Annotated in this window: 18 protein-coding genes, 1 pseudogene and 1 riboswitch; of the genes and pseudogenes, 13 read left to right on the top strand and 6 right to left on the bottom strand. The window is 55.8% G+C overall.

From position 1 onward, the window contains the following. Positions 1–83: 83 nt before the first annotated feature. Positions 84–1,259, top strand: a complete 1,176-nt coding sequence (locus tag ACR0ES_RS08395; protein WP_480870238.1) for an alpha/beta hydrolase — start codon at positions 84–86, stop codon at positions 1,257–1,259. Positions 1,260–2,612: 1,353 nt separating this feature from the next. Then, positions 2,613–3,370 (top strand): IS5 family transposase gene (locus ACR0ES_RS08390; RefSeq protein ID WP_480870235.1). Its coding sequence is split into 2 segments (ribosomal slippage): positions 2,613–2,949 and positions 2,949–3,370, totalling 759 coding nucleotides; the frame shifts between segments, so codons are not numbered across the junction. A 248-nt stretch (positions 3,371–3,618) separates the two neighbouring features. Here the strand turns inward: ACR0ES_RS08390 and ACR0ES_RS08385 are convergent. Continuing rightward, complete coding sequence (locus ACR0ES_RS08385; RefSeq protein WP_170357373.1) at positions 3,619–4,626, bottom strand: helix-turn-helix domain-containing protein; 1,008 nt, start codon at positions 4,624–4,626, stop codon at positions 3,619–3,621. A gap of 117 nt (positions 4,627–4,743) precedes the next feature. On the opposite strand from ACR0ES_RS08385, the gene ACR0ES_RS08380 reads away from it, so the two are divergent. The 7 genes and pseudogenes from ACR0ES_RS08380 to ACR0ES_RS08350 form a co-directional block, all read left to right on the top strand. Continuing rightward, on the top strand, positions 4,744–6,156 hold the full coding sequence (locus tag ACR0ES_RS08380) for an amidohydrolase family protein (protein ID WP_480870232.1): 1,413 nt from the start codon (positions 4,744–4,746) through the stop codon (positions 6,154–6,156). Between the two features lie 26 nt (positions 6,157–6,182). Further along, positions 6,183–6,947: a DUF3299 domain-containing protein gene (locus ACR0ES_RS08375; protein WP_480870229.1), complete on the top strand. Its 765-nt coding sequence runs from the start codon at positions 6,183–6,185 to the stop codon at positions 6,945–6,947. Further along, the gene (locus ACR0ES_RS08370; protein ID WP_170337128.1) at positions 6,944–8,122 is read left to right on the top strand and encodes a carbohydrate porin; all 1,179 of its coding nucleotides are present in this window, start codon (positions 6,944–6,946) and stop codon (positions 8,120–8,122) included. The genes ACR0ES_RS08375 and ACR0ES_RS08370 overlap by 4 nt, the downstream gene beginning before the upstream one ends. Before the next feature lie 114 nt (positions 8,123–8,236). Continuing rightward, a complete protein-coding gene (locus ACR0ES_RS08365; protein WP_170337130.1) occupies positions 8,237–8,617 on the top strand; it encodes a hypothetical protein in 381 nt (126 codons plus the stop codon). Between the two features lie 869 nt (positions 8,618–9,486). Further along, positions 9,487–9,679, top strand: a riboswitch (cobalamin riboswitch). Between the two features lie 153 nt (positions 9,680–9,832). After that, positions 9,833–10,837, top strand: a complete 1,005-nt coding sequence (locus ACR0ES_RS08360; RefSeq protein WP_480773124.1) for an ABC transporter substrate-binding protein — start codon at positions 9,833–9,835, stop codon at positions 10,835–10,837. Between the two features lie 14 nt (positions 10,838–10,851). Beyond that, positions 10,852–11,883 (top strand): FecCD family ABC transporter permease, encoded by a 1,032-nt coding sequence (locus ACR0ES_RS08355; RefSeq protein WP_480538224.1) that lies wholly within the window; start codon positions 10,852–10,854, stop codon positions 11,881–11,883. Beyond that, positions 11,880–12,389, top strand: a pseudogene (locus tag ACR0ES_RS08350) (ABC transporter ATP-binding protein); the annotation flags it as partial. The gene ACR0ES_RS08355 and the pseudogene ACR0ES_RS08350, both read left to right, overlap by 4 nt. 891 nt (positions 12,390–13,280) lie before the next feature. Here ACR0ES_RS08350 and ACR0ES_RS08345 read toward each other — a convergent pair. Beyond that, positions 13,281–14,231, bottom strand: a complete 951-nt coding sequence (locus ACR0ES_RS08345; RefSeq protein ID WP_480537370.1) for a GlxA family transcriptional regulator — start codon at positions 14,229–14,231, stop codon at positions 13,281–13,283. A 166-nt stretch (positions 14,232–14,397) separates the two neighbouring features. Between ACR0ES_RS08345 and ACR0ES_RS08340 the strand changes: the two genes are divergently transcribed. From ACR0ES_RS08340 to ACR0ES_RS08325, 4 genes are read left to right on the top strand one after another with little or no spacing between them, the layout of a single operon-like run. Further along, the gene (locus ACR0ES_RS08340; protein ID WP_480557693.1) at positions 14,398–15,108 is read left to right on the top strand and encodes a GntR family transcriptional regulator; all 711 of its coding nucleotides are present in this window, start codon (positions 14,398–14,400) and stop codon (positions 15,106–15,108) included. A 7-nt stretch (positions 15,109–15,115) separates the two neighbouring features. After that, positions 15,116–16,033: a dihydrodipicolinate synthase family protein gene (locus ACR0ES_RS08335; RefSeq protein ID WP_480773123.1), complete on the top strand. Its 918-nt coding sequence runs from the start codon at positions 15,116–15,118 to the stop codon at positions 16,031–16,033. A gap of 5 nt (positions 16,034–16,038) precedes the next feature. Then, on the top strand, positions 16,039–17,535 hold the full coding sequence (locus tag ACR0ES_RS08330; RefSeq protein WP_480773122.1) for an aldehyde dehydrogenase: 1,497 nt from the start codon (positions 16,039–16,041) through the stop codon (positions 17,533–17,535). Further along, positions 17,532–18,872, top strand: a complete 1,341-nt coding sequence (locus ACR0ES_RS08325) for an NAD(P)/FAD-dependent oxidoreductase (RefSeq protein WP_480870226.1) — start codon at positions 17,532–17,534, stop codon at positions 18,870–18,872. Before ACR0ES_RS08330 ends, ACR0ES_RS08325 begins: the two co-directional genes overlap by 4 nt. A 2-nt stretch (positions 18,873–18,874) precedes the next feature. Here the strand turns inward: ACR0ES_RS08325 and ACR0ES_RS08320 are convergent, their stop codons facing one another. The 4 genes from ACR0ES_RS08320 to ACR0ES_RS08305 form a co-directional block, all read right to left on the bottom strand. Beyond that, a complete protein-coding gene (locus ACR0ES_RS08320; protein ID WP_480773120.1) occupies positions 18,875–19,609 on the bottom strand; it encodes an SDR family NAD(P)-dependent oxidoreductase in 735 nt (244 codons plus the stop codon). Further along, on the bottom strand, positions 19,606–20,337 hold the full coding sequence (locus ACR0ES_RS08315) for an SDR family NAD(P)-dependent oxidoreductase (RefSeq protein WP_480773256.1): 732 nt from the start codon (positions 20,335–20,337) through the stop codon (positions 19,606–19,608). Before ACR0ES_RS08315 ends, ACR0ES_RS08320 begins: the two co-directional genes overlap by 4 nt. 14 nt (positions 20,338–20,351) lie before the next feature. Then, positions 20,352–21,455, bottom strand: a complete 1,104-nt coding sequence (locus ACR0ES_RS08310; protein ID WP_480831418.1) for a mandelate racemase/muconate lactonizing enzyme family protein — start codon at positions 21,453–21,455, stop codon at positions 20,352–20,354. Positions 21,456–21,526: 71 nt separating this feature from the next. Further along, positions 21,527–23,074: a trimethylamine methyltransferase family protein gene (locus tag ACR0ES_RS08305; protein WP_480870224.1), complete on the bottom strand. Its 1,548-nt coding sequence runs from the start codon at positions 23,072–23,074 to the stop codon at positions 21,527–21,529. Between the last annotated feature and the right edge of the window lie 121 nt (positions 23,075–23,195).

Here is a 23,195-nt window from a genome sequence, read left to right as displayed (position 1 = left end):
CCAGAGCTTTGCCTGCGGCAACCGTGTGTTCGTTCTGTGTCCTCGCTGCCTGCGGGCCAAACATCTATGACGAAATTGAACTGATGCCCTCCCCAACGGTCTATGCCGAGGCTGCTTTTGACCCTTACAAGGACATCACGGAAGACAATTTCGTGCAGCGTTCGCAGCTATTCTACGCTACAGATCGGCTGCCCGCGGTTCCCGGCGACCCACAAGCCTATTACAACAATGAGCGCGGTCACATTCTGCGTACCGGCATTGCCGAAGTGCAAAGCAACCCCCCATTGGCGACGTTGAAAAAGCTTCGCCACGTTACCATGACGCGCGACCGCGCTAAGGACTACACGCTCAGCTTGTCTGACGTACAAGAGATTGGTGTCATGCCGTTCAGTGTCACGCGCTACATGAACGATCCACCTTCGCAAAAGGAGATGAAGGCAGCCGGACTTCGGTTTGCCCAATGGATTGACGATCACCTTGCAGCCTCTCGCAACAAAGACATTTTCATCTATGTCCATGGCTACAATGTCGATTTTGATTACTCGACCCTTGTCTCCAAAGAGTTGCAACACTTTCTGGGCTATCAGGGCGCCTTCATCAGCTACAACTGGCCCGCTACACCCAATCGCTTGGCGTATTTTCGGGATCAGGAATCTGCATTGGCGACGCGCCGCAATTTGCGTTCTCTTGTCGAATACTTGTCGGCAAACACCAACGCCCGGCGCATTCACCTTATAGGATACAGCGCAGGCTCAAGGCTCGCATTTGAAGCCGCCTATCAGATTGCTTTGCGGCCTGGGCCAAAGCCGCGGCTGGGGCAGTTGATCCTGATCAGCAGCGATCTTGATCGAAGCTATTTCTTGCAATCAATTGAAGACGGCCTTCTGGATGCCGTTATATGTGTGACACTCTATCAATCGCAGACCGATTCAGCGCTGGCGATGTCACGGTTGGTCTTCGGCCGCGACCGTCTGGGTCAGGTTTCCGATGAAGCAATAAATGGGTCTCTGTTCCAGCGCCGACTGTCTGAGATGAAAACCCTACATATCATCGATGTGACCGAGGCCGAAGCAGCCGATACAGGAAACGGGCATTGGTACTTTCGGTCTTCGCCCTGGGCCAGCAGTGACCTGTTCATTTCTCTGCTTACAGACCGAGATCCTCAAGCGCGCGGGCTTGTGCGTGCTCCGGGCGAAGCTGTCTGGAGTTTTCCATCGAATTATCCGCAGACACTGCAACGCTTTCGAAATGGCAGCTAGTACTGGGACTCCAGTGGGTCAGAACCATTAGAACCAGTTTCTGGATTTAATCTATGAGCCTGACAACGCACCTAGAATGCTCAACGCAAAGCTGACGTTCGAGCAACGCGCAGCATCGGTAGAAGTGGGCTCAACCTGGTCATCCACGCTATTTTGTCGGATGACAGTTCAGAGCCCCAGAGCCGACGTTCACTGCGAAATTTTCAAAACCTAGGCCATGACTGGCAGCTTTGCGCAGAAGCGGACGGTAAACAAATATGCGTTTATGTCCGGGTAGCGGACGTTGCGGACGTCATTTCTTCGCTCAAGAACCTCAGGTTTCGGTTTTCCGTGGTTCTTCCGCATGGGTTGGGAGTGCTTGCAAAGTTCCGCATCGCGTTGGCGAAAAACTTGCCCATGAAAGCGTCTTAGTTGAGTTTGGTGGGCGTCCCAACACTCACACCTACGACGCGATTCTGACTATCTAAACCTACTATGGCGTAGTAGCTCCACAACATTTCCAGCCCAATCATTGACAGTATTGAAGGCTCGAGATCGCGATACTGATCGATCGACCAGTTTGCCTGTAAGTTGCGAACACTCTGTGTAGGGTAATGAGGCTTATAGCTATCACTGTATACCCGCTGAGGCTCTCTAACTCGGAACCTTTGGGCCTTCAGCCAGTCAGAAAGTTCGTCTATGTTTCGAAGACTTTGCGCAATTCGAAAGATGCAGACCTCTGCGCCCGTACCCGATCCCACACGCCGCCAATCCATCATAAGCAAGTTGGGTTTTTCAAGGTTTCGCTCGGACGGTAGAAGACAATCCCTGACATCATCGTACCTATTTATTGCTCGTCGGTATCTCGACCATTGTGGGTGATGCGAATCCACGATTTTTCCTAAAAACATGAATGGCACTTGTTCTTGATCGGACAGAATATGTGCATCAATTCTGCAGTCTGGGCCGAGATGTTTGCAGTCTAATTCGGGGCCTTGGGCAATTACCCTCGGGAGGCCCCACGCAAGTAAAGCGAGCAGAAAGAAGATCGCCAGTTTAGGTCGTTTTCGAAAGTGTCTGATCATTCAGCTTCTCGTTTTCAATGCTAGTATGAGCTGTTCGCTTATCTCGCATCCCTTTTGGTCGTAGGTTTCCGATCAGTCTTTATGAGTGTACGGATTGCGCAGAAAATTCAATTCTCGATCTTTACTTGAACCGACATTCCCCAACAACGCGGAAGTACGTCGAAATGGGCTCAGTGCCGTCATCCGAGTGTTTTTGTCGGATGACCGCAATGCCGCGCGGAGCCGCCTTTGCGATGGTCGATTCCATTCCCTGAGGCATCGTGATTCAAGGTCGACAGGAGGATTGTCCATGTCGCATCTGTTCTGGCTCGACCAAGAGCGTCTCAACCGCATCAAGCATATGTTCCCAAAGCCACGCGGTGTTGCGCGTGTCGATGATCGCCGCGTTCTCAGCGGCATCATCCATGTCATTCGCAATGGATTGCGCTGGCGAGACGCTCCGTCCGATTATGGGCCACACAAGACACTTTACAACCGATGGGCTCGATGGTCCCACATGGGCGTCTTTGCACGTATCCTGACCGAATTAGCCGCTCAAGGCGATGAAACAGGCACGCTAATGATTGATGCGACGCATCTGAAGACCCATAGAACAGCGTCCAGCATGGGGCTCAAAAAAGGGGGCGCGGCCGCCTGATTGGCCGCACCAAGGGTGGGCTGAACTCAAAACTCCATGCCGTAACCGATGCGGTGGGTCGTCCAATTCGGCTATTCATGACGGCGGGAAACGTCAGCGACTACATCGGAGCACGGGCACTTTTACCCTCACTACCTGCTGCGGAATGGATGTTGGCGGATCGCGGATATGACGCCGACTGGTTCCGCGAAAGCTTGAAAGAAAGAAGCATCAAACCCTGCATACCATCGCGCCGGAACCGCAAGGACATCATCCCACATGACACAAAGATTTATCGAATCCGCCACAAGATTGAGAACATGTTTGGGCGGCTTAAAGACTGGCGTAGGGTCGCGACCCGTTATGACAGATGCCCTGTAATCTTCATGTCGGCCATTGCGCTCGCGGCAACCGTATTGTTTTGGTTATGAGTCCAGAGCCTAAGCAATCGCTCATTGCTTCAATCGGCGACGACTGTTTCCAGCCCGAAGCGGACCTTCGCAACCAAGCTTTGCTAACTCCGAAATATACAACGAAACGGCCAGTTGCAGAGGTTGTATCGGCGGTGGCAACCAACCATTCATGTCGTCGACTAACCTGTTCAACGTCGCACTACAACTTCTTCGAACTGATCCCACGAGGACCTAATCTTCGAAGCGTTCATTTGGCTCGACCACATTTACTTGCTTCGGAACTTGGTCGGTGTCATTCCGGTCTGACCTCGGAAAAAGCGAGTGAAATGGGACTTGTCAGAATAGCCGAGCATCAGTCCGATCTCTGCAATTGTCATCTGGTTTTGTTTGAGGTGCTCCTTGGCGACATCGATACGCAGCCGTTTGATTTCGCGCGGTAGCGTTGTGCCTTGTTTTTGAAGCGCTTTCAGAAACCGTTCCGGTTGTATTCCCAGCATTCCAGCCACCATCTCTGGTCCCAAATCGGTTTCATCCAGTTTGTCGCGTAAGACAGATCGCAAAGCTGCCACCACGGTTACTTCTTCATCTTGTCGAAGTGATGCTATGGGCTTGGCAGAACCCTCAGAGACGTGGTGCAAAAACAACCATTCCACAGGAAAACTAATTTGCATTCCGGGATCAGTCCCAAGGCCAACCTCGATCCCTTTGTAGTCGATAGGCAGCCCATTGATGTATCTGCTTTCCCATCGCACACGGGAAGAGTCCCAGGACTCTCCGACGACGGTCTGCAATAGGCGTACATAGATTGCGGCACCAAAACCGGTCACCTGAATGGGTGGGACGGTTGGTTCCTGTTGCCTCTCGATACGATAAGTCGCTTTGTCTGCTTCAATGACAAGGCTGTGCCGCACAGAATTGGACTCCTGCGGCACGAGCTCAACAAAGCGGGTAAAAAACTCGAACAGCGTTTTTGTAGATTGCAAGGCTTGAGCGAAGGGCGGCCATCCTTGTAGGTCAAACGCTTCCCCTACATTCAGTCCTAGGTATCGATCCCCTGATACTTCTGAGAAAGCATTTACCAAGCCGTAAACCAACTCGGAGTGAACGAACACGGATGGGTTAGTCATCAGTTCAGCTTTCAAGCCGACCTGATCCAATGCTGGTTGCGGATTGATCTTACGTTCGGTGAGATATTGCAGAAAGGGAGCGGCTAAAGAGAGGCGAACAAAGCCCTCGCTATGCTCTCGGGAGGTGGAGTTGAAAGGCAAGCTCATAACCCTTGTTGGATTAGCTTTAAGAAGTGGCCATTTTAATCATCATATTCGTACATCCTAATTAAAAAGGGGCAACCGTGTCAGTGAATTCCAGACTATAGTTGGCAAAACATGAATATGAAGGGAGTACTTATGTCCGGCTTACGAATGTCTCTTTGCTCGACGGCAATTGTCGCAGCAGTTCTTTCTTTTTCGACGACCGCGCAGGCTCAGGATCAAGAAGAACCCCAAACGCTGTTTACCAACGTACATGTCTTCGACGGCGTCAATGAACAGCGGATCGAAAATGCAAGCGTTCTGGTTGAGGGCAACCTTATCAAGGTCGTCTCAACTGATGCGATCGATGCCCCCAATGCGGAGGTGATCGATGGCGGCGGTAGGACACTCACACCTGGCTTCATCGAGCTTCACGCACACCTCATGCTCATGGGACCGTCTATCGCTTCCATGGAAACGAACTCGACCTGGGAGGATTTTGGCATCCATGGAACCAGGATGGCCGAGATGTACCTGATGCAAGGATTTACGACTGTAAGAGATGCTGGCGGCGCCAACGGCGGTCTGCGGAGGGCCATCGACGCCGGACAGATCGTCGGTCCACGTCACTATGCGTCAGGCGCGTTCCTCGGGACACGCGGCGGCCACGCTGACTTCGCATCCTTCACCTCGCCGCCGGGCGGACAGACCAACTTCGGTAATCTGAACATGGCGCAACAAGTCAGCGGTGTCGATGATGTCTACCTGTATGGTCGTAATAACATGCGCATGGGGGCGACACAGCTGAAATTCATGCAGTCGGGTGGGGTGATCTCGGCGTTTGACCCATGGCAGTTGCTCGCCGGCTCCAAGGAAGAAATCGAAGCTGCCGTTCAGGTTGCCAACGAATACGGCACCTATGTCATGGCGCATTCTTACCGCAAGGAAGCAATCATGAACGCCCTTGAGGCCGGTGTAATGTCCATTGAACACGGCTTCTCCTTCGATTGCGAGATTGCCGAGATTATGAACGAGAAAGGGGCTTACATAACGACTAACCTCACGGCTTTTGATCCGGGTTTGTTGGATATCCCATCGGTCAAGAACGAGCCCAAGAGCCTCGCGAAAGCGATTTCGGCGTCCGCGACTTTCGCGAACTACATTCCGAATATGAAGGAATGCCCGGTAAAACGCGGCTTTCAGACCGATTGCGTGGGATCAGTGGAAGCATGCAACATCCAGATTGCTTATGAAAAACATCTCAATAACGAGTTCTTCGGACCGTACCAGTCGATGGTGACACTTACGTCAATCGGCGGTGAGGTCGTAGCTTTGTCAGGCGATTTTTCGAACCCTTACACGGCTGGCAAGCTCGGTGTGATCGAGGAAGGCGCCTATGCCGACATCCTGCTGATAGACGGCAACCCCCTCGAAGACTTCTCTGTCGTTGGAACAGGCGATCAGTGGTTCGGTGCGGACCCGAGGCCGGACAGCCCGGAAACAATCCGCCTGATCATGAAGGACGGTGTGATCTACAAAAACACACTGGATTGACCAGATAAAGCAGCCGGAGAGCATTCATGCGAAATTGGTTTTGCTCCGCAGTATTCGCAGGGTTGGTTTTGTGCGGTTATGATGCTGCGGCGACGCCTGGAACCGCGTTGGACTGGGCAGATCTGCCAGATCCGTCTGCGCAGGTCTTTGATGACCCCTATCGTGAACTCAGCCCCGAACAGTTCGACGATGTTCTTTTCGTTGTGCGTATACGCGGCAGGTTGCAGCAGGAGGTTGGCAGCGCCGAAGAACGGCAGAAATGGCAATTGCTTTTAGCAGAGACCGAAGACGCCTTGGTGTCAGACGGAATTGACGTCGACTGGTTACTCGATCAGCGCGAGGTTGTGACTGAACGTCGAAGAAAGGCTGGAACGAGCGGAAACCCGCAATTCGACGGCAGAACAATCACACTCGCGGGCTTTGCCATTCCTGCTCCAAGCGATCCGGACGGCCGGCCTGTGGCGTATTTGGTGCCAGAAAGAGGGATGTGCAGCCACATGCCTCCACCTCCGCCTAACCAGATGATCCGTGTGCGGTTGAACGGGGACTGGGCGCCTAGCTATTTCCACGAACCCGTTCGGCTGACAGGCACGCTGACTATCGATCCTTCCGTTCATAATATGATGGTTGTGGATGGCCTCATGCCTATGAATGCGACTTTCCAGCTAGTGGCGGAACGTGTCGAAACTCTGGAAACCGAGGCAGACAGGTTGGAATGGAAGCAGCGTGCTGCTGATCGCATCCGCGCGGCAGGAAATCGCAAGACCGGTGGGGCACAGGCGTCAAAATGATAAGACTTCTGGTTGCCGCATTGAGCATTGCATTTGCTGGCGCAGCGTCGGCTCAGGGACTATCCGGGCCATCTTCAGTCGAAGCCGATCTTGCGCCCGGAGACGGGCTCACCGATCCGCAATATCGTTCCGATTTTCCACGCAACATCGCACCGGGTTGGTTTCAGTGGAAAGACCGACTGGCTGAGGGTGGTTTTCGGTTCAACATTGACTACCTGGCATTGGGCCAAACCACGGATGCTGATCTGGGAACCGGCGAAGCAGCCAGCGGAATTGCGCGGTTCTACGGCAGTTGGCAGGCAACTGAACGGGGGTCTCTGACATTCAAGATCGAAGACAGGCACAGTTATACTGACGTTGCTCCGCAATTTCTCGGGCTGGATGGCGGAGCCCTTTCAATCACGGGAACAGCCTTCAATGACAACGGTTTGCTTCTGACCAATTTGTTCTGGACCCAAAGGGCTGAGAATGGGTCGTGGGCGCTGCAAGTCGGCCAGATTGATGTAACGGACTTTGTGGATATCTACGGGTTGGTAAGCCCCTACAGTGGTTTTCAAAACCTGTCTTTCAATACCAACCCGACAATCAACACGCCCAACCAAGGCCTTGGTATTGCCGGCGGGGTAAAGCTGAGCGAGAACCTCTACGCCGTTGCCAGCGTATCAGACGCAAACGCCGACCCGTCCGATCCAAACTTTGATGTGTTTAGCGACGGCAATCTCTTCAAGTCGCTCGAACTTGGGTACACGTCCGGCTTTGATCGCATCTACTTCGACAATATCCATCTGACCCTCTGGCATGCGGATGCGGCTGACGATGGCAGTCGAGCAGAAGATTACGGCGCAGCGTTTTCCGCCGCATGGTTTGTTGACAATAAATGGATGCCGTTCTTCCGTGCAGGGGCCTCGAAGGGAACCGCAGCGCTTTATGAACGGTCGATTTCTGCCGGTCTCGGTTACTATGGTCGCAACACCGATTTGGCCGGTCTGGGCCTAAACTGGGCCGAAGCAAGAGGCATAGATGGCGATCAGTTCACGCTTGAAGCTTTCTACCGCTTTTCAATCTCACCCGGACTGCAGATCACGCCATCGGTACAATTCATTTCCGACCCGCTTCTAAATCCCGATCAGGACCGGATTACCCTGTTCGGTCTAAGAACCCGGATCGTTTTCTAATGCGGGGTGAAGGCAGTCACTAAGGGGTGTGCCAAAGGGCAACTAAGAGAGATCAAGCGCGTGCCGGAATTTTCAACGCCGGTCGAATGAAGTTGGGAAGCAAAGGAACAATCTATGAAGATTGCATACGGAATTCTTGCAGCCTTAGCAGTTGTGTTTTTCATCCTTGGAGGCAGCGATGCCCATGCCAAAGACAACAAGGGTAAAAAGCCGAACAAGGGGGGCAAGAACGGTGATGTCAGCATTCAGATAGAAGACAAACCCGGCAAAGGCCCAAAAGCTGTACCACCTGGACAGATCAAGCGCTACACGCGCGGTGCCAAGCTCCCATCTGACCTGGAGTTCGAGGATATTGGGGACCTTTCCAAATGGAAGCTTGGGGAGCCGGGCAAAGGAAACCGCTACATTCTGGTCGATGACGAAGTCCTCGAAGTTACGAATGACCTGTCTACCGTGGTCGATGCCGTCGGCATCGTCGGTGATCTTCTAAATTAGGCGAAAGTACGATGTTTCAGGGCAAGAACTACCTCGTTTGCCCTGACGCTGGCCGGGGCGATCATTTGTGAACCCCGGCCCAAGTTCAAAACCCGGATCCGAGGCGCTACGATGATAAAGGCCCTTCTTGTTCTTTTTGCGCTTGCTACCTTTTCGTCAGCACGCGCCCTACTCGCTCAGGAAAACGGTGCAACTGAAGTCCCGCAAACAATACGCTTTGAGGGCTATGTATAGCCCAGTCGCGAAGCAGAACTGTCGCCTTTGGTGGACAATGTGGTCAACCGGACTTTGCAAAGTCTGCTTTCTGCGCATCGCTGACGTAGTACAGTCGGGATGCTGCGCGGCAGAGAAGCGAAGCTTTGCCCGATAAAGCGGAAGTTGACCCGAGCCATCTCAACATCCGATTTCGGTGCAGTGGGTAGCTCTCGAAAAAGTCTTCGAGGTGCGATGCTCGCCGAAGCCCGTCAAATTTGCGATGGACTAGTGTTGTTTCAATATTTGCGGCATGGGCCGGCACTTCTAGTGGTCTTGGTCTTTGTTCTACTTTTGCACGCTTATGCCTCCTGATTTTGGTCTTGCACGCTTATGCTTCACGCGTTGCACAGTTATGGTGTTTCATCAAATTTGTCGCTCTTTAAGCTATTGTTTTTAAGAGATTTTTTTGCACAACCTATGCGAGAAAATACTGATTCGTGCACGCTTATGCTCAATTTGCACCTAATATCACACACTATGAATCTAGGTCCGGATTTTGGCGCGTTCTCAGCGGCTTTTCTGATATCAGCGCCATGTTGAGACGCGCAGGTGCATGCTCTTGCGAGAAAATAGGAAAGACCCCGGAGTTTTTTCTTGCCGCAGGGTAAGTGTTAAGGTACCCGCGTTTTACCGGTCCCGATGTGGCTAAGAGGGAATCCGAGGTGCCTTTTGGTGCCAACCGGAACTGCCCCCGCAACTGTAGGCGGCGAGCGCTGTCCATTTCCGTCACTGGGCCATTTTGGTCTGGGAAGACAGGACAGACAAAGACCCGTCAGTCAGGAGACCTGCCGGTATGAAACCGAAACACACCGGGCGGGGTTGTCCGGGGAGGTTGCCGAAGAAACGCGCCGGGCGGTCTATTTTCTACCCTGCGCTCACGGCAGGCAGTAAAGCGTCTGTTGCTTCGGTAAATGCCCATTCACCCGTTCTCTGGTCATTGACACATGGAGATCGATTGTCATGTTTCTACGCACTGGCCTGATTGGCCTTTCCTTGCTGGCTACCAGCGCTGCCGCCGAAGGAAACTTTCCCCTAACTATCGAAAACTGCGGTCACTCGGTCACGTTTGACGCGCCAGTGACGTCGTCAGTCACGGTCGGCCAAGCCGCGACCGAGGTGCTTTATGCGCTGGGTCTGGGCGAGCAGGTTCTTGGAACCTCGGTCTGGTTCAACGAGGTGCTGCCTGAATATGCCGAGGTGAATGCCAAGGTAGAGCGTCTGGCAGACAATGATCCCAGCTTTGAAAGCGTTGTTGCCAAGCGGCCGGGACTGGTCGCAGCGCAATATGAGTGGCATGTCGGACCCGAGGGCATCGTCGCCACGCGTGAGCAATTTCACGAACTGGGCATTCCAACGTACGTAATGCCTGCAGATTGCATCGGCAAAGACAATACAGTCGGCGGCGATGGCACCCGCCTGCAAGCGTTCTCGACCGATACGCTGTATCAGGGTATCGAAGAACTGGCGGCAGCCTTTGATGTATCCGAACGCGGCACGGACCTGGTTGCCGAGTACAAGGCCCGCGAAGCCGCAGCCGTCGCCAAGGCGCAAACCGTGAAGCTGGACGATGTGTCAGCCGTATTCTGGTTTTCCTCTCCTGAAATGGAAAGCGACCCGTTTGTGGCCGGACAGAAAGGCGCACCGGGATACATGATGAGTAAATTGGGTATCCGCAACGTCGTCGAGACGGATGAAGAATGGCCAACAGTGGGCTGGGAAACCATTGCCAAGGCCAATCCGACGGTGATTGTTATCGCCAAGATGGACCGCCGTCGCTTTGCTGCGGACGACTACCTGAAAAAGCTGGAGTTCCTGCGCACTGATCCGGTGACCAGCCAGATGGATGCGGTCAAGAATGACCGGATCGTCATTATGGATGCGCAGGCCATGGACGCCACCATCCGCGCAATCCCGGCGCTGGAGGATCTGGCCGAGAAGCTGGATACCATCGGAAACAACCTGTGAACGAGGTCGCCGCAATCTTACGGCAGGGTTTCAAGGCTGCGTGCCTTACCGTGCCATTGTTGATTGCGGCGGTTCTTGCGGGCGCGATGATCGGGGAAACCTCTCTGTCGCCCGATTTGGTTCTCTCCGTTCTGGCCAACAAGCTGGCCGGAGCGGACTTTCCTGTCGACCCAATTGATCAGGGTATTATCTGGAGCTACCGGATTCCTCGCGCTCTGGTCGCTGCGTCCTGCGGTGCCGGTCTGGCTGTCGCAGGGGTCGTGTTGCAGGCTTTGCTGCGAAACCCGTTGGCCGACCCTTACATTTTGGGCATTTCTGCCGGGGCCTCGACGGGTGCCGTGGCTGTAACCATCGCTGGTTTGGGTGGGGGGGCTTTGTCGCTGTCTTTTGGCGCGTTCAATGGCGCGCTTTTGGCTTTTGGTTTTGTCGCGTTGCTGGCCCGAGCCGCTGGCGCAGGGGGCGGACGGGTTGCGACGGCACAGATCGTCCTGGCGGGAATTGCCGGGTCTCAGTTGTTCAATGCGCTGACGGCCTTCATCATCGCCAAATCCGCCAATGCCGATCAGGCGCGCGGGATCATGTTCTGGCTGATGGGAAACCTCAGCGGCGTGCGCTGGCCGGATGTGTATCTGGCCATTCCGGTGGCCCTTGTCGGTTGGCTCATTTGCCGCTTTCACGCCAGAGCACTGGACGCCTTTATTTTCGGCTCTGATTCAGCGGCCTCGCTGGGCATATCGGTACGTCGGGTGCAGGCAACCCTGATCTTTGCGACCGCGCTCACGACAGCTGTCATGGTTTCTATCGTCGGATCCATTGGCTTTGTCGGGCTGGTCATCCCTCATGCTGCCCGGTTCCTTGTGGGACCGGGGCATCGCAGGCTTATCCCAACCTCCGCCTTGATCGGAGCGGTCTTCCTGATCGGCGCAGATATCGTGTCGCGCATCATCATCCCGGGTCAGGTTCTGCCGATTGGGGTGGTCACCGCTCTGATCGGTGCGCCTGCCTTTGCCGTAATTTTGGTGCGCGGCCAGAGGAGCGCCCGATGAAGATCGAGGCGCAAAACCTGACATATTCCGTTCGCGGCAAGACTTTGCTGTCAGACGTATCCTTTGTCGTGGAGCCCGGCGAAACACTTGCTTTGGTCGGACCTAACGGTTCGGGAAAATCAACGCTGATGCGCCTGCTGGCGGGGTTGGTACGTCCGGTTTCAGGAAAAGTCGTCATAGCGGGTCATCCCGTTTCGCATTTGTCGCGCAGACAAATTGCCCAACGGATTGCCATCGTTGAACAACAGGCTGATACGGCCGAACGCGTGACTGCACGATCCGTGGTCGAACTGGGCCGCACGCCCTGGCTGTCGGCCTTACGGCCGTGGCGCGCCGAGGACACCTGGCAAGTCGACAAAGCCCTGCAAACCGTGGAAATGGCCGATATGGCACACAGAGAATGGGCGACATTGTCGGGAGGAGAGCGCCAGCGACTGCACATCGCACGCGCTTTGGCTCAGCAACCGGGACTCTTGCTTTTGGACGAACCGACCAACCATCTGGACATTCATCACCAACTGTCGATCCTGAACTGTGTTCGAATTCTAAAAGTGACGACAGTGATGGCGCTGCACGATCTGAATCAGGCGATGGCCTGTGACCGGGTGGCTGTTTTGTCAAAAGGGCGGCTGGTCTCTCTTGGCCCGCCCGAACATGCCCTGTCTTTGGAAACCGTTTCAGAAGTTTTCGGTGTCAAAGCACAGTGGGGGTATAGTGCCGGCGGGACAGAACGATTTCTGTCCTATCATCTGGACTGACGGATTCCGATCGCTTCTGGTCGTACAGGATATCAGTGTCGTCAGCGCAGCATGTCAGATACGTACAATCTACGGCCTCAAAGCCATATTCCAACGGCGCGCAATCTTGACTTGGGTTTCCTCACAACCCGTCAAGTTGCCCGTCGAATGCTGTCTTGATTCTGACCTGGATTGGATTCGTTCGTATTTTTGCCTTCAAAGATGATCAGCAGGCGCGTTGTCCGAGCGTGGGTCGACCAAACCTCAATGATATGTTCACTACTTGTTTTGAACCGTGAAACAGATTCCTTTTGGAAACCTCTGAGGCTTGACACAAATCACGACACGCCATCAGGTTGAACAGATTGCGGCGACCGCATGTCGATATTGCAGATTACCCACAATCAAAGCCTCAATCTGAGCCTTAAATTAACGGTAGATTAACGAAACAGGGCACAACAAATCTCTGGATGACAAGTTCTTGATATACTTATGCCTATATCGAGATTTATTGGTGGGTAATCCTGCCGGTCTGTTGACTAGTCCAGTTTTTAACGAGGGGGTATCCCGGCAGGATCAGGGGGTGCCAGATCAGGCCAGTTCGAGGCCAACAGATCGCGGCACCCCCGCCGGTAAGCGCGAACCAGCAACCCATCTTTTTCAGTTGATCTTGTTGCGTTGCGCGTGCGGCGTGATGCCGAAACTGGACCTGTATACCCTAGAGAAATGACCCGGATTTTCGAAGCCGCAGGCCACGGCGACTTCGGTGACCGACGCCTCGGTTTGCAAAAGCAGCTTCCGGGCCCGTTCCAGCCGCATTTCCATAAAGTACCTTTTAGGGGAAGTGTTTAAGTATTTGCCAAACAACCGTTCAAGTTGACGGGTGGAGATACCCAAATTGTCTGCAATGAAGGATGGTGAAACTGGGGTTTCCAGACTGTCCTGCATAATATCTATCGCCTTTGCCAGATGGGCATTGCGCATTCCATTGCGCGACTGCAGCGAAACGCGCTGCTTAGCGGTCGCATTACGCACAGTGTTATAGACCATTTGATCCGCAACATCGGTGGCCAGCTCTTCGCCATGGTCGCGTTCAATAAGATGCAGCATCAGGTCTGCGGTCGCGGTCCCACCTGATGCGGTAATGTGTTTTTCGTCGGCGACAAAGACGCTGCGCACCAGATTGATATCCGGAAAGGCTTCCATGAACGCGTCGTGGTATTCCCAATGGATCGCCGCCTGCATACCGTTGAGGAACCCGGCCTCGGCCAGCAGCCACGCGCCGGAACACAATGCCCCGATCCGCGTTCCACGCGCTCGTTCGCGCCGCAGTGTGGCCAGAAGGGAACGGGTCACGTGGTCACGCATGTGAATGCCCGACAAAACAAAGAGCTGATCGCACTTGGACAGTTCCTCAAGTCCGGAATGCACGAGGGTGACGGACCCATTGGAAGACACGGCCTGCTCGCCCTGTTCGGATACAAATGACCAGCGATACAGCTCTTCGCCACTTACAAGGTTGGCGATTCTCAGCGGCTCGACCGCACAGGAAAAGGCGAGGTGCGAAAACTCCTCGACCAGAATGAAGGCGAAGTGCTGCGTCTGAGGCATGAGCAGGACCATTTCCAAACTGGGCCGACGCCCGAACGTGAGTCTATTTTGCAGACACCCATGCTGCACGAGATTTTTTTGTATACAAGTTGTATTTTTTAGAAATACAAAACTGTGACCTCCGCGATTCGAACGCAGCGGCCACAGGACATAGTGAGGCCAAAGGATGAAAGACGAAGCCAAGTCGCGCAAAAATGCGCTCAGAGAACACCTGAAGATGTCCATCCTGACGCTGCGCCTTCGTCCAGGTGACGATCTGGATGAGGCGCATCTGTCCGATGAATTCGGCCTGTCGCGCACGCCTCTGCGCGAAGTGTTTCGTCAACTGGCTGGCGAAGGCTATCTGGATCTACGGAAAAACCGCAGCGCCCGTGTTTCGGAAATGTCCTACACCACGCTGCGAGATTTCTTCCTTGCCGCGCCGATGGTTTACGGGGCCATCCTGCGTCTGGCGGCAGTGAACGCGACTAACGCGCAAATCGAAGAACTGAAAGCGGCTCAGCAAGCATTCAAAGCTGCCCTTCGTTCAGGGTCGGCCGAAGATCGTGCACTTGCCAACAACCGTTTTCATGACGTGACCGGAGAGATGTCCGGCAATGTCTACCTGCTGCCGTCATTCAACCGGCTGCTGATCGATCATGCACGGATTGGCATGACGTTCTACCGGCCACAGACAGTTGAAATGTCCGAAAACCTGTCGCTGGCCAGCCAACAGCATGACGCGATCATCGCAGCCATCGAGGCACGCGATGAAGCCGCGGCGGCGAAACTGGCCGAGGATCACTGGAACCTGTCCCGGGATCAGATCGGGATGTTCGTGATGCCTGACGCGCTGGATGTGCCGATGGGTATCCCACCATTTTCGAAACCCGCATGAGGACGGAATGAACCCGATTTTCAAGTTTGAAGGGATATATACCCCTGTGGTCACCCCCTATCACGACGATGGAAGCGTGAACTGGGACGCCCTGTCCGACGTGATCGAATACCTGATCGAAAATGGTGTGCACGGCCTGATTTCCGGCGGATCCACGGGTGAGAATTATTCCCAGACCGTGGCGGAGCGGCTGGAACTGGCCAAATTCACGCATCAGCGCCTGAAAGGGCGGTTGCCCTTGGTGGTTGGCACGGGCGCGATGCTGACTTCGGACTCGATTGCGTTGGCCGCGGGCGCGCGCGACATCGGCGCGGACGCCATCCTGTTGGCCAGCCCGCCCTATTCGGTACCGACGGATCGCGAAAACGCGCTGAACGCGCTGGCCATCGACAAGGCCGCCGACCTGCCGGTGATGCTTTACAACTATCCGCACCGTACCGGCACAATGATGGGGGAAGAGTTCCTTGACCGCGTAGGTCGGAGCCGAAATTTCTGCGGCATCAAGGAAAGCTCGGGCGATATCAACCGGGTGCATCTGTTGGCGCGGGATTATCCGCATATCCAGCTGGGCTGTGGCATGGACGATCAGGCACTGGAGTTTTTCGCCTGGGGCGCACCATTCTGGGTCTGCGGCGGTTCGAACTTCCTGCCAGCAGAACATGTGGCATTGTATCAGGCCTGCGTGATCGAAGGCAACTTTGCCAAAGGGCGCCGGATCATGTCTGCGATGATGCCGCTGATGCGGGTGCTGGAACAGGGTGGCAAGTTCATCCAGACCATCAAGCATGGCGTCACCATGAACGGGATCGACGCGGGTATCATGCGGCCTCCACTGAAGGGCCTGAACAAAGATGACAAGCGCGCGCTGGAACAGGTGACGCGCGTGCTGAGGAAGACAATCGCTGACATCGTGGCTGAGGGGTGACAAACATGGATCTGCTGACACAGGACGAATACAAATCCATCGCCGCAGGTCTGAACCTGCCGACAGGTGCCTTTATCGACGGCGCATTCCGTCCGTCGTTCTCGGGCCAGACCTTTGCGACAGAGAACCCTGCAACCGGTGAAAAACTGACCGATATCGCATCCTGCGATGGAGCGGATGTGGATTTTGCGGTCGCGAAAGCTCGTGAGGCGTTTGACGATGGCCGCTGGAGCAAGCTGCATCCGTCTGATCGCAAGGATATATTGATCAGGTTGTGCAAGCTGATAACCCGCAACGCCCGTGAACTGGCCGTGATGGAGAGCATCGACAGCGGCAAGACGATCTTTGACTGCGAAACTGTTGATGTGCCCGAGACGATCCACTGCCTGAAGTGGCACGCCGAGGCGATTGACAAGATTTACGATCAGGTTTCGCCCGCCAGCGACGATCACATCGCCATGGTGGTGCGCGAGCCAATCGGCGTCGTCGGTCTGGTGCTGCCGTGGAACTTTCCGCTGCTGATGCTGGCATGGAAGATAGGGCCAGCACTGGCGGCAGGCTGTTCGGTTGTTGTGAAACCGGCGATTGAAACCACTTTGACGGCCCTGCGCCTTGCCGAATTGGCGATGGAGGCCGGTTTGCCACGCGGTGTATTGAACATCGTTCCCGGTGGCGGGGCCGAGGTGGGCGAACCCATTGGGCGGCACATGGATATCGACATGGTATCCTTCACAGGCTCAACCGTGACCGGCAAACGCTTTCTGACCTATTCGGCGGAAAGCAACGCCAAAGAGGTGGTCTTGGAGATGGGCGGCAAGAACCCAGCCATCGTGATGGACGATGCCGAAAACCTGGACAGGGTGGCGGCGCATATCGTCAATGGCGCATTCTGGAACATGGGTGAAAACTGCTCGGCCTCGTCACGCCTGATCGTGCATAAGAAAGTGAAGGCCGAGCTGCTGGAGCGCATCGCGCATCACGCCAAACAATGGAACACGGGCGACCCGCTCGACCCCGAAACCCGCATGGGCGCACTGGTGAGCGAAGACCACTACACCAAGGTTTGTGGCTATCTGGATCAGGCCGAGAACGTGGTGATCGGTGGCAAGGCAGACAACGGGTTTGTCGAGGCCACCGTGGTCGAAGTGCCCGGCAACGACGCTGCATTGGCGCGCGAGGAAATCTTTGGCCCTGTCTTGTCGGTAATTGAAGTCTCGGGCTTCGATGAAGCGATCCAGATCGCGAACGACACCGACTATGGCTTATGCGCCTCGATCTTCACGGCCAATGTCAAACGCGCCATTCGAGGTGCGCGGATGATCCGCGCAGGCACCGTGACAGTGAACAGCTTCGGCGAAGGTGACATCACGACACCCTTCGGTGGTTACAAGCAATCGGGCTTTGGGGGTCGTGATAACTCGATCCACGCGCATGATCAGTACACCCAGTTGAAAACCATCTGGATCGATCTGGCCGATGACGCGGACGAGGCCGTCGGTTGAGCCGACATGACGCCAAAAGGCTACCCCGGCAGACAGGTCCGTCGGGATGGAACGCGATTCTGCCGCCCCAAACACCTCTGGCGGTGCTGGAACGGAACCTTACCGCGGATATCACAATAGTTGGCGGCGGGTTTGCCGGGCTCAGCGCGGCACGGCGGCTGCATCAATTGGATTCTTCGCTGAAAATCGTTCTGCTGGAAGCCGATCGCTTCGCGGAGAGCTCGGCAGGCCGGAATTCGGGGTTCCTGATCGACTTGCCCCATGATTTGGCCTCGGATAACTACGCGGGCAAGGGATCAGAGGCAGATCGCGCCACCATTGCGATGAACCGCAAGGCCATTGCCTTTGCGACCGAAGTGGCCTCCGATTGCGGGCTGCCACAGGAAATGTTCGACCCTTGCGGCAAATACAATGCCGCCGCCACCAAAGCGGGCGACGCCCATAACCGCGCCTTTGCCGCGCACCTGACCAAACTGGGCGAGCCGCATACGCTTTATGATCAGCAGCAGATGCAAGAGATCACAGGCAGCCCACACTATACCTCGGGGCTTTATGCGCCGGGGACAGTGATGATCCAGCCTGCGGCATATGTGCGGGCGCTGTCTGCCCGTCTGGCCGGGCAGATGAATGTATTCGAGCATTCACCCGTCATCCGTATTGAACAACAAGGCGCAGGCTGGGCGGTCAGCACCAACAAGGCCAAGGTCAGCACCGGGCGGATCATTCTGGCCAACAATGGCCATCTGGAAAGCTTTGGGTTCTACCAGCGGCAATTGATGCACATATGCCTCTATGCCTCGCTCACAGCGCCGCTGACCGACACGCAGATCAAGACAATGGGCGGGCAGTCGCGTTGGTCCGTGACGCCTGCGAACCCAATGGGGACGTCGGTACGGCGCATTTCCGGCAGCTACGGGGATCGCATCCTGATTCGCACCTGCTCAAGCTTTCATCCAACGATCGAAACCAGTCCAATGCGACTGCGCAATGCAGGCTGGGTGCATGACAGAAAGTTCAGGGAACGTTTCCCGCATCTGTCAGATGTGCAGATGGAGCACCGCTGGGCCGGTATGCTGTGCCTCAGCCGCAACGGATCGGCGGCGTTCGGCGAATTGAAGGATGATGTGTTCTCGGCCTGTTGTCAGAACGGTCTGGGTATCGCTCGAGGCACCTTGCAGGGAATAGGGGTGGCAGAACTGGTACTGCAAGGTGGATCAGAGATTGCAGATCATTTTCTGGCGCAACCGGACCTGCCGCGATTGCCACCCGAGCCGTTCGCCTCGTTTGGAGTAAACAGCTATCTGATCTGGAAAGAATGGCGGTCAGGCAAGGAATGAGGTCAAGGCAAGCTGAGCTTCGCCATGCGCCCTCCATCCACCGTATAGACCTGCCCGGTGACAAAAGCTGCATCCTTTGATGCCAGAAACGCGACGAGCGCCGCAACTTCTTCAGGACGTCCCGTCCGGGTGACAGGGTGGATTTTGGCAATGTCGCGACGGAATGCAGCCGGGTCGGGCATGGATTCAATGAAATCCTCATTCAGCTCGGTATCGACCCATCCCGGCGCAACCGCATTGCATCGGATGCCTTCGGCCCCGTGATCCACGGCAACGGCGCGGGTCAGGCCGTGCAACCCTGCTTTGGACGCGCAGTAGGCGGCGTGGCCGGGATTGCTGCCCAAACCTTCGATGGATCCGGTATTGACGATGGTGCCTTTGGTTTTGCGCAAGTAGGGCAGTGCGGCCTTGATCATCAGGAACGGTGCGGTGAGGTTGACCGTCAGGATACGCTGCCAGTCCTCATGGCTCATTTCCTCGACCGAGGCTTCCTGCATCATGCCGGCGTTGTTGACCAACACGTCCAGACGCTTGGCTTCAGCGATCACATTGCCGACCACCTGCTCGGGGCTGTTGGGATTGGTGAAATCAGCAGCGATTCCATGGAATTCGCTGTCCTCGCCGCGTTGGGCGGTAAAGACCTGTGCACCTTCGTCTTGCAAACGTCGGGCGATGGCCTGACCGATGCCGCTACGCCCGCCGGTGACCAGCGCTACTTTTCCATCGAAACGCCTCATGAAACGGGCTTCCCTCCGTTGACCTCGACCAACGTACCGCAAACATAGCGCGATGCGTCCGAGACAAGGAACATGATCACGTCGGCGATGTCTTCCGGTTCGGCGATCCGGCCCAGCGGTACGGTTTGGCCCAGAGAAGCCACCGCGGAATCGGGATCAAAACCCCGCTTTTCAAAGCCCGAGCGCAGCATCGGAGTATTCACTTCGTTCGGGCATACTGCGTTGATGCGAATGCCCTGATGGGCGTGGTCCATGCCCATGCACTGGGTCAAGGACGCAATGGCCGCTTTGGTCATACAATACACGGCGTGGTTAGGGCCCGGACGCAACCCCCAGCAGGACGCGGTGTTGACGATGGCCCCACTCCCTGCTTCGGCCATGATTGGAATCGCGGCACGGCAGATACGAAAGGGCGCTTCAACGTTGACCCCCAGTGACAGAGACCAATCCGCATCAGACGTTTCCGTGACCGACCCGCGCGTGATGACGCCTGCATTGTTGATCACGATATCGAGCCCACCCAGCGCCGAAGCCGCAGCCTGAGGTAAGCAATCAGAATAGGCGGGATCAAGTAAATCGCCGGGCAGATGTGCCTCAGCCTCGATGCCACCGACCGACCGGTCTGCGACGGCGACCCGCGCCCCCGCCTTGCGCAGGCGTTGAACGATTGACGCCCCGATACCACCGGCTGCGCCAGTGACCAGAGCCGATTTTCCATTCAGGTTCATAAAGTCATCCATTGTTAGAATGATGCAACCGGAGCACCGAATTGGCCTTCATCAGGAACCACGCCCAACCCCGGCCCGGTTGGCAGTTCAATATGCCCACCTTTGATCCGGATGCCGTTTTCAGGGTCGTAGTTTCCCTCGATATAAGGCGCAGCCAGCCAGACACCTTCCAGCAGGTCGGGCCGAACGGTGGCACCGATATGAGTACTGGCGGCAGCGATGATGTCTCCTCCCCAGCTGTCATCGCAGGTGTGTGGCAGGTTGCGCGCCTCGCAGATGTCGCGGAAAGCGCGCATCGGATGCAGACCGCCGATGCGGGTGACCTTCATGCCGAACCCATCGACCAAACCGGTGCCCGCTGCCGAAATCACGATGTTCAAGCTGGTGCTGTTTTCATCCATGTATATACCGTGTGCGACCTGAGGCCGGATCTTCTGCAAGTCTTCGATGGTGTTGCAGGGCTGTTCCATGATGAACGGGATTTCGGGGCATTCGCGGCTAACACGCAGGGCGTCGCGCGTGGTCCAGCCCCGGTTGCCGTCGACGGCAAGTCGCATGCCTGATCCTTTGACCACATCCCAGACTTTTCGGATGGTTTCGATGTCGATCTCGACCGGGCGACCCCCAACTTTGATCTGCAGACGGGGGTAGCCTTCTGCCAGCTTTTCGCCTGCCAGCCGGGCAATGTCATCGGGCGCGCCGACGCCAGTGGCGTAGTAGGATGGTACCTTGTTCGTGGTCGCACCGCCCAGCAGGTCACAGACCGGAACGCCCAGATGCTTGCCCAGCAGGTCATGCACCGCGATATCGATGGCCGCCTTAGCATAGGCATGCCCGTTCAGCAGCCTATCCATCCGGCGATGCAGGGACAGGGGCAGCACCTCGACCCCGATCAAGCCAGGGGCCATTTCGGCAAGCGCTGCGCGGGCACCTGCTGCGTGCGCCTCGGCATATGTTGGCCCAACTGGGCAGGTTTCCCCCCAGCCAACCAGACCGTTGTCCGCCACAACTTTCACCAGCGTGGTATCCAAGGACCAGACCTGTGCATTGGCCATGGTGTAGGGTCCGTTTTTGACCGACAGGTCGTGGCTGTAGATGTGCAATTCGGCGATCTTCATTTTGGTCTCTTGGTCTTGAACGAAAAAGAACCCGCCCGGTGTTTCGGGCAGGCCAGCACGGGGAGTTTGCATCAGTATGTCTGGTTTAGCTCATCTGCTGCCGGAATTTCTCTCTCACGGCGGGCGACATAGTCCAGAAGGGCGTCGTTCTTGGCCTCGTCCAGCTTTGGTTCCTGATACTCGGCTAAAAGCTTCCTCGCGTATTTCAGAGCGCGTTCGGTGATTTCAACTTCACCTTCCGCCACCCACTGTTCGATGGAGTTGTTGTCGAACAGTTCCGGCATGAAGAACGCAGTCTGGAAATTGTCCTGCGTGTGCGGATGACCCAGATAGTGTCCGCCGGGACCCACATCAGAAACCGCCGCCAACGCCTGATCGAAATCGTGCCATTTAGGACCTTCCGCCATCCGATAGGCCATCGCGCATTGTTCCGCGTCCACCACAAACTTTGCGACCGAACAATGCATCCCCGCCTCGTTCCAGCCTGCCGAATGCCAGATGTAATGGGCCCCTGCATGCAGAACAGCGCCCAGAGTTGTCGCGGATTCGTACCCGGCCTGCGCGTCAAACGTCTTGGCCCCGCCCAGCGTGTTCGAAGTGCGCCATGGCACATCGTAAAAACGCGCCATCTGACCAATCATGAAATTCATCAGACTGATTTCAGGCGTCCCTGCCATCGGTGCACCGGATTTCATCGAAACGGTTGACAGGTAGTGCCCCCAGATCGCCGGACAGCCCTTGCGGATCACCTGCGTATAGGCCAGCGCCGAAAGCGCCTCGGCGGTCAGCTGTGCCACGGTTGCGGGTACCGATGCGGGCGTATTGGCACCGCCCAGAACGAAGGGCGAGCACAAGACCGGCTGGTTCCGGCGGCAGAAGGCACGCATTGCACCCAGCATGGTTTCATCCCAGACCAATGGGCTGTTGCCGTTGCAGTTGCCTGTTGTAACCGGGTGGTCATCGATGAAACCTTCGCCGAACAGGATGTCGCACATGTCCATCACGTCTTCGGCATTCCTGGGCGAGGTGGTCATACCCATGAAGGTCTTGTCGGAGTATTTCATCGACGAAAAAGTGATGCGCAAGTGCCGCTGGCTGATCGGGTGATCGTAAGGTTCGACGATATGATGGGCCGAACTGTGCAGTGCGGGCATCATGTGCGACAGTTTGTGAAACATCGCCAGATCGTCCAGCGTCGGGTTCCGGCGCACGTCGTCAAGATCACGAAGAAACGGCGCGCCGGTCATCGGCACGAAGATCGAGTGCTTGCCGCCGAGAGCGAGGTTCTTTTGCGGATCGCGCGCGTGATAGGTGAATTGCGCCGGAATGGTCGCGATCAGCTCGTGCACCATGTTGCGATCCAGAAAGACCAGCTCTCCGTCAACCTTCGCGCCCGCTTTCTTCCAGTCTTCCACTGCGGTTGGGTCGCGGAACTGGACACCGACATTCTCCAGAATATCCATGGCGGCCTTGTCGATAAGCTCAACCTGACTTCCGTCCATAACTTCGCAATGCGGGATGCCGCGTGTCAGCCCCGGCAGCATGTCAAAATTCGGCGCGGTGCGAAGAGCGCGGCGCGCGGAACGCCCACCAGCGCGTGTAAGAGTACGGGTCGACAAGGGGCAATCCTCCTGTTTTGAATCAGACTGACGGAATTACGCGCCGTTCACCTCTCTGATTGCGATATGTGTTTGCAGGAAGCGACACCGCCCTGATGACGGTTTTTCGCCATGTCTGTTC

It is taken from the genome of Ruegeria sp. N7 (assembly GCF_056531345.1).
The sequence above is the reverse complement of the archived record's forward strand: the minus strand, read 5'-3'. Positions and strand labels throughout refer to the sequence as shown.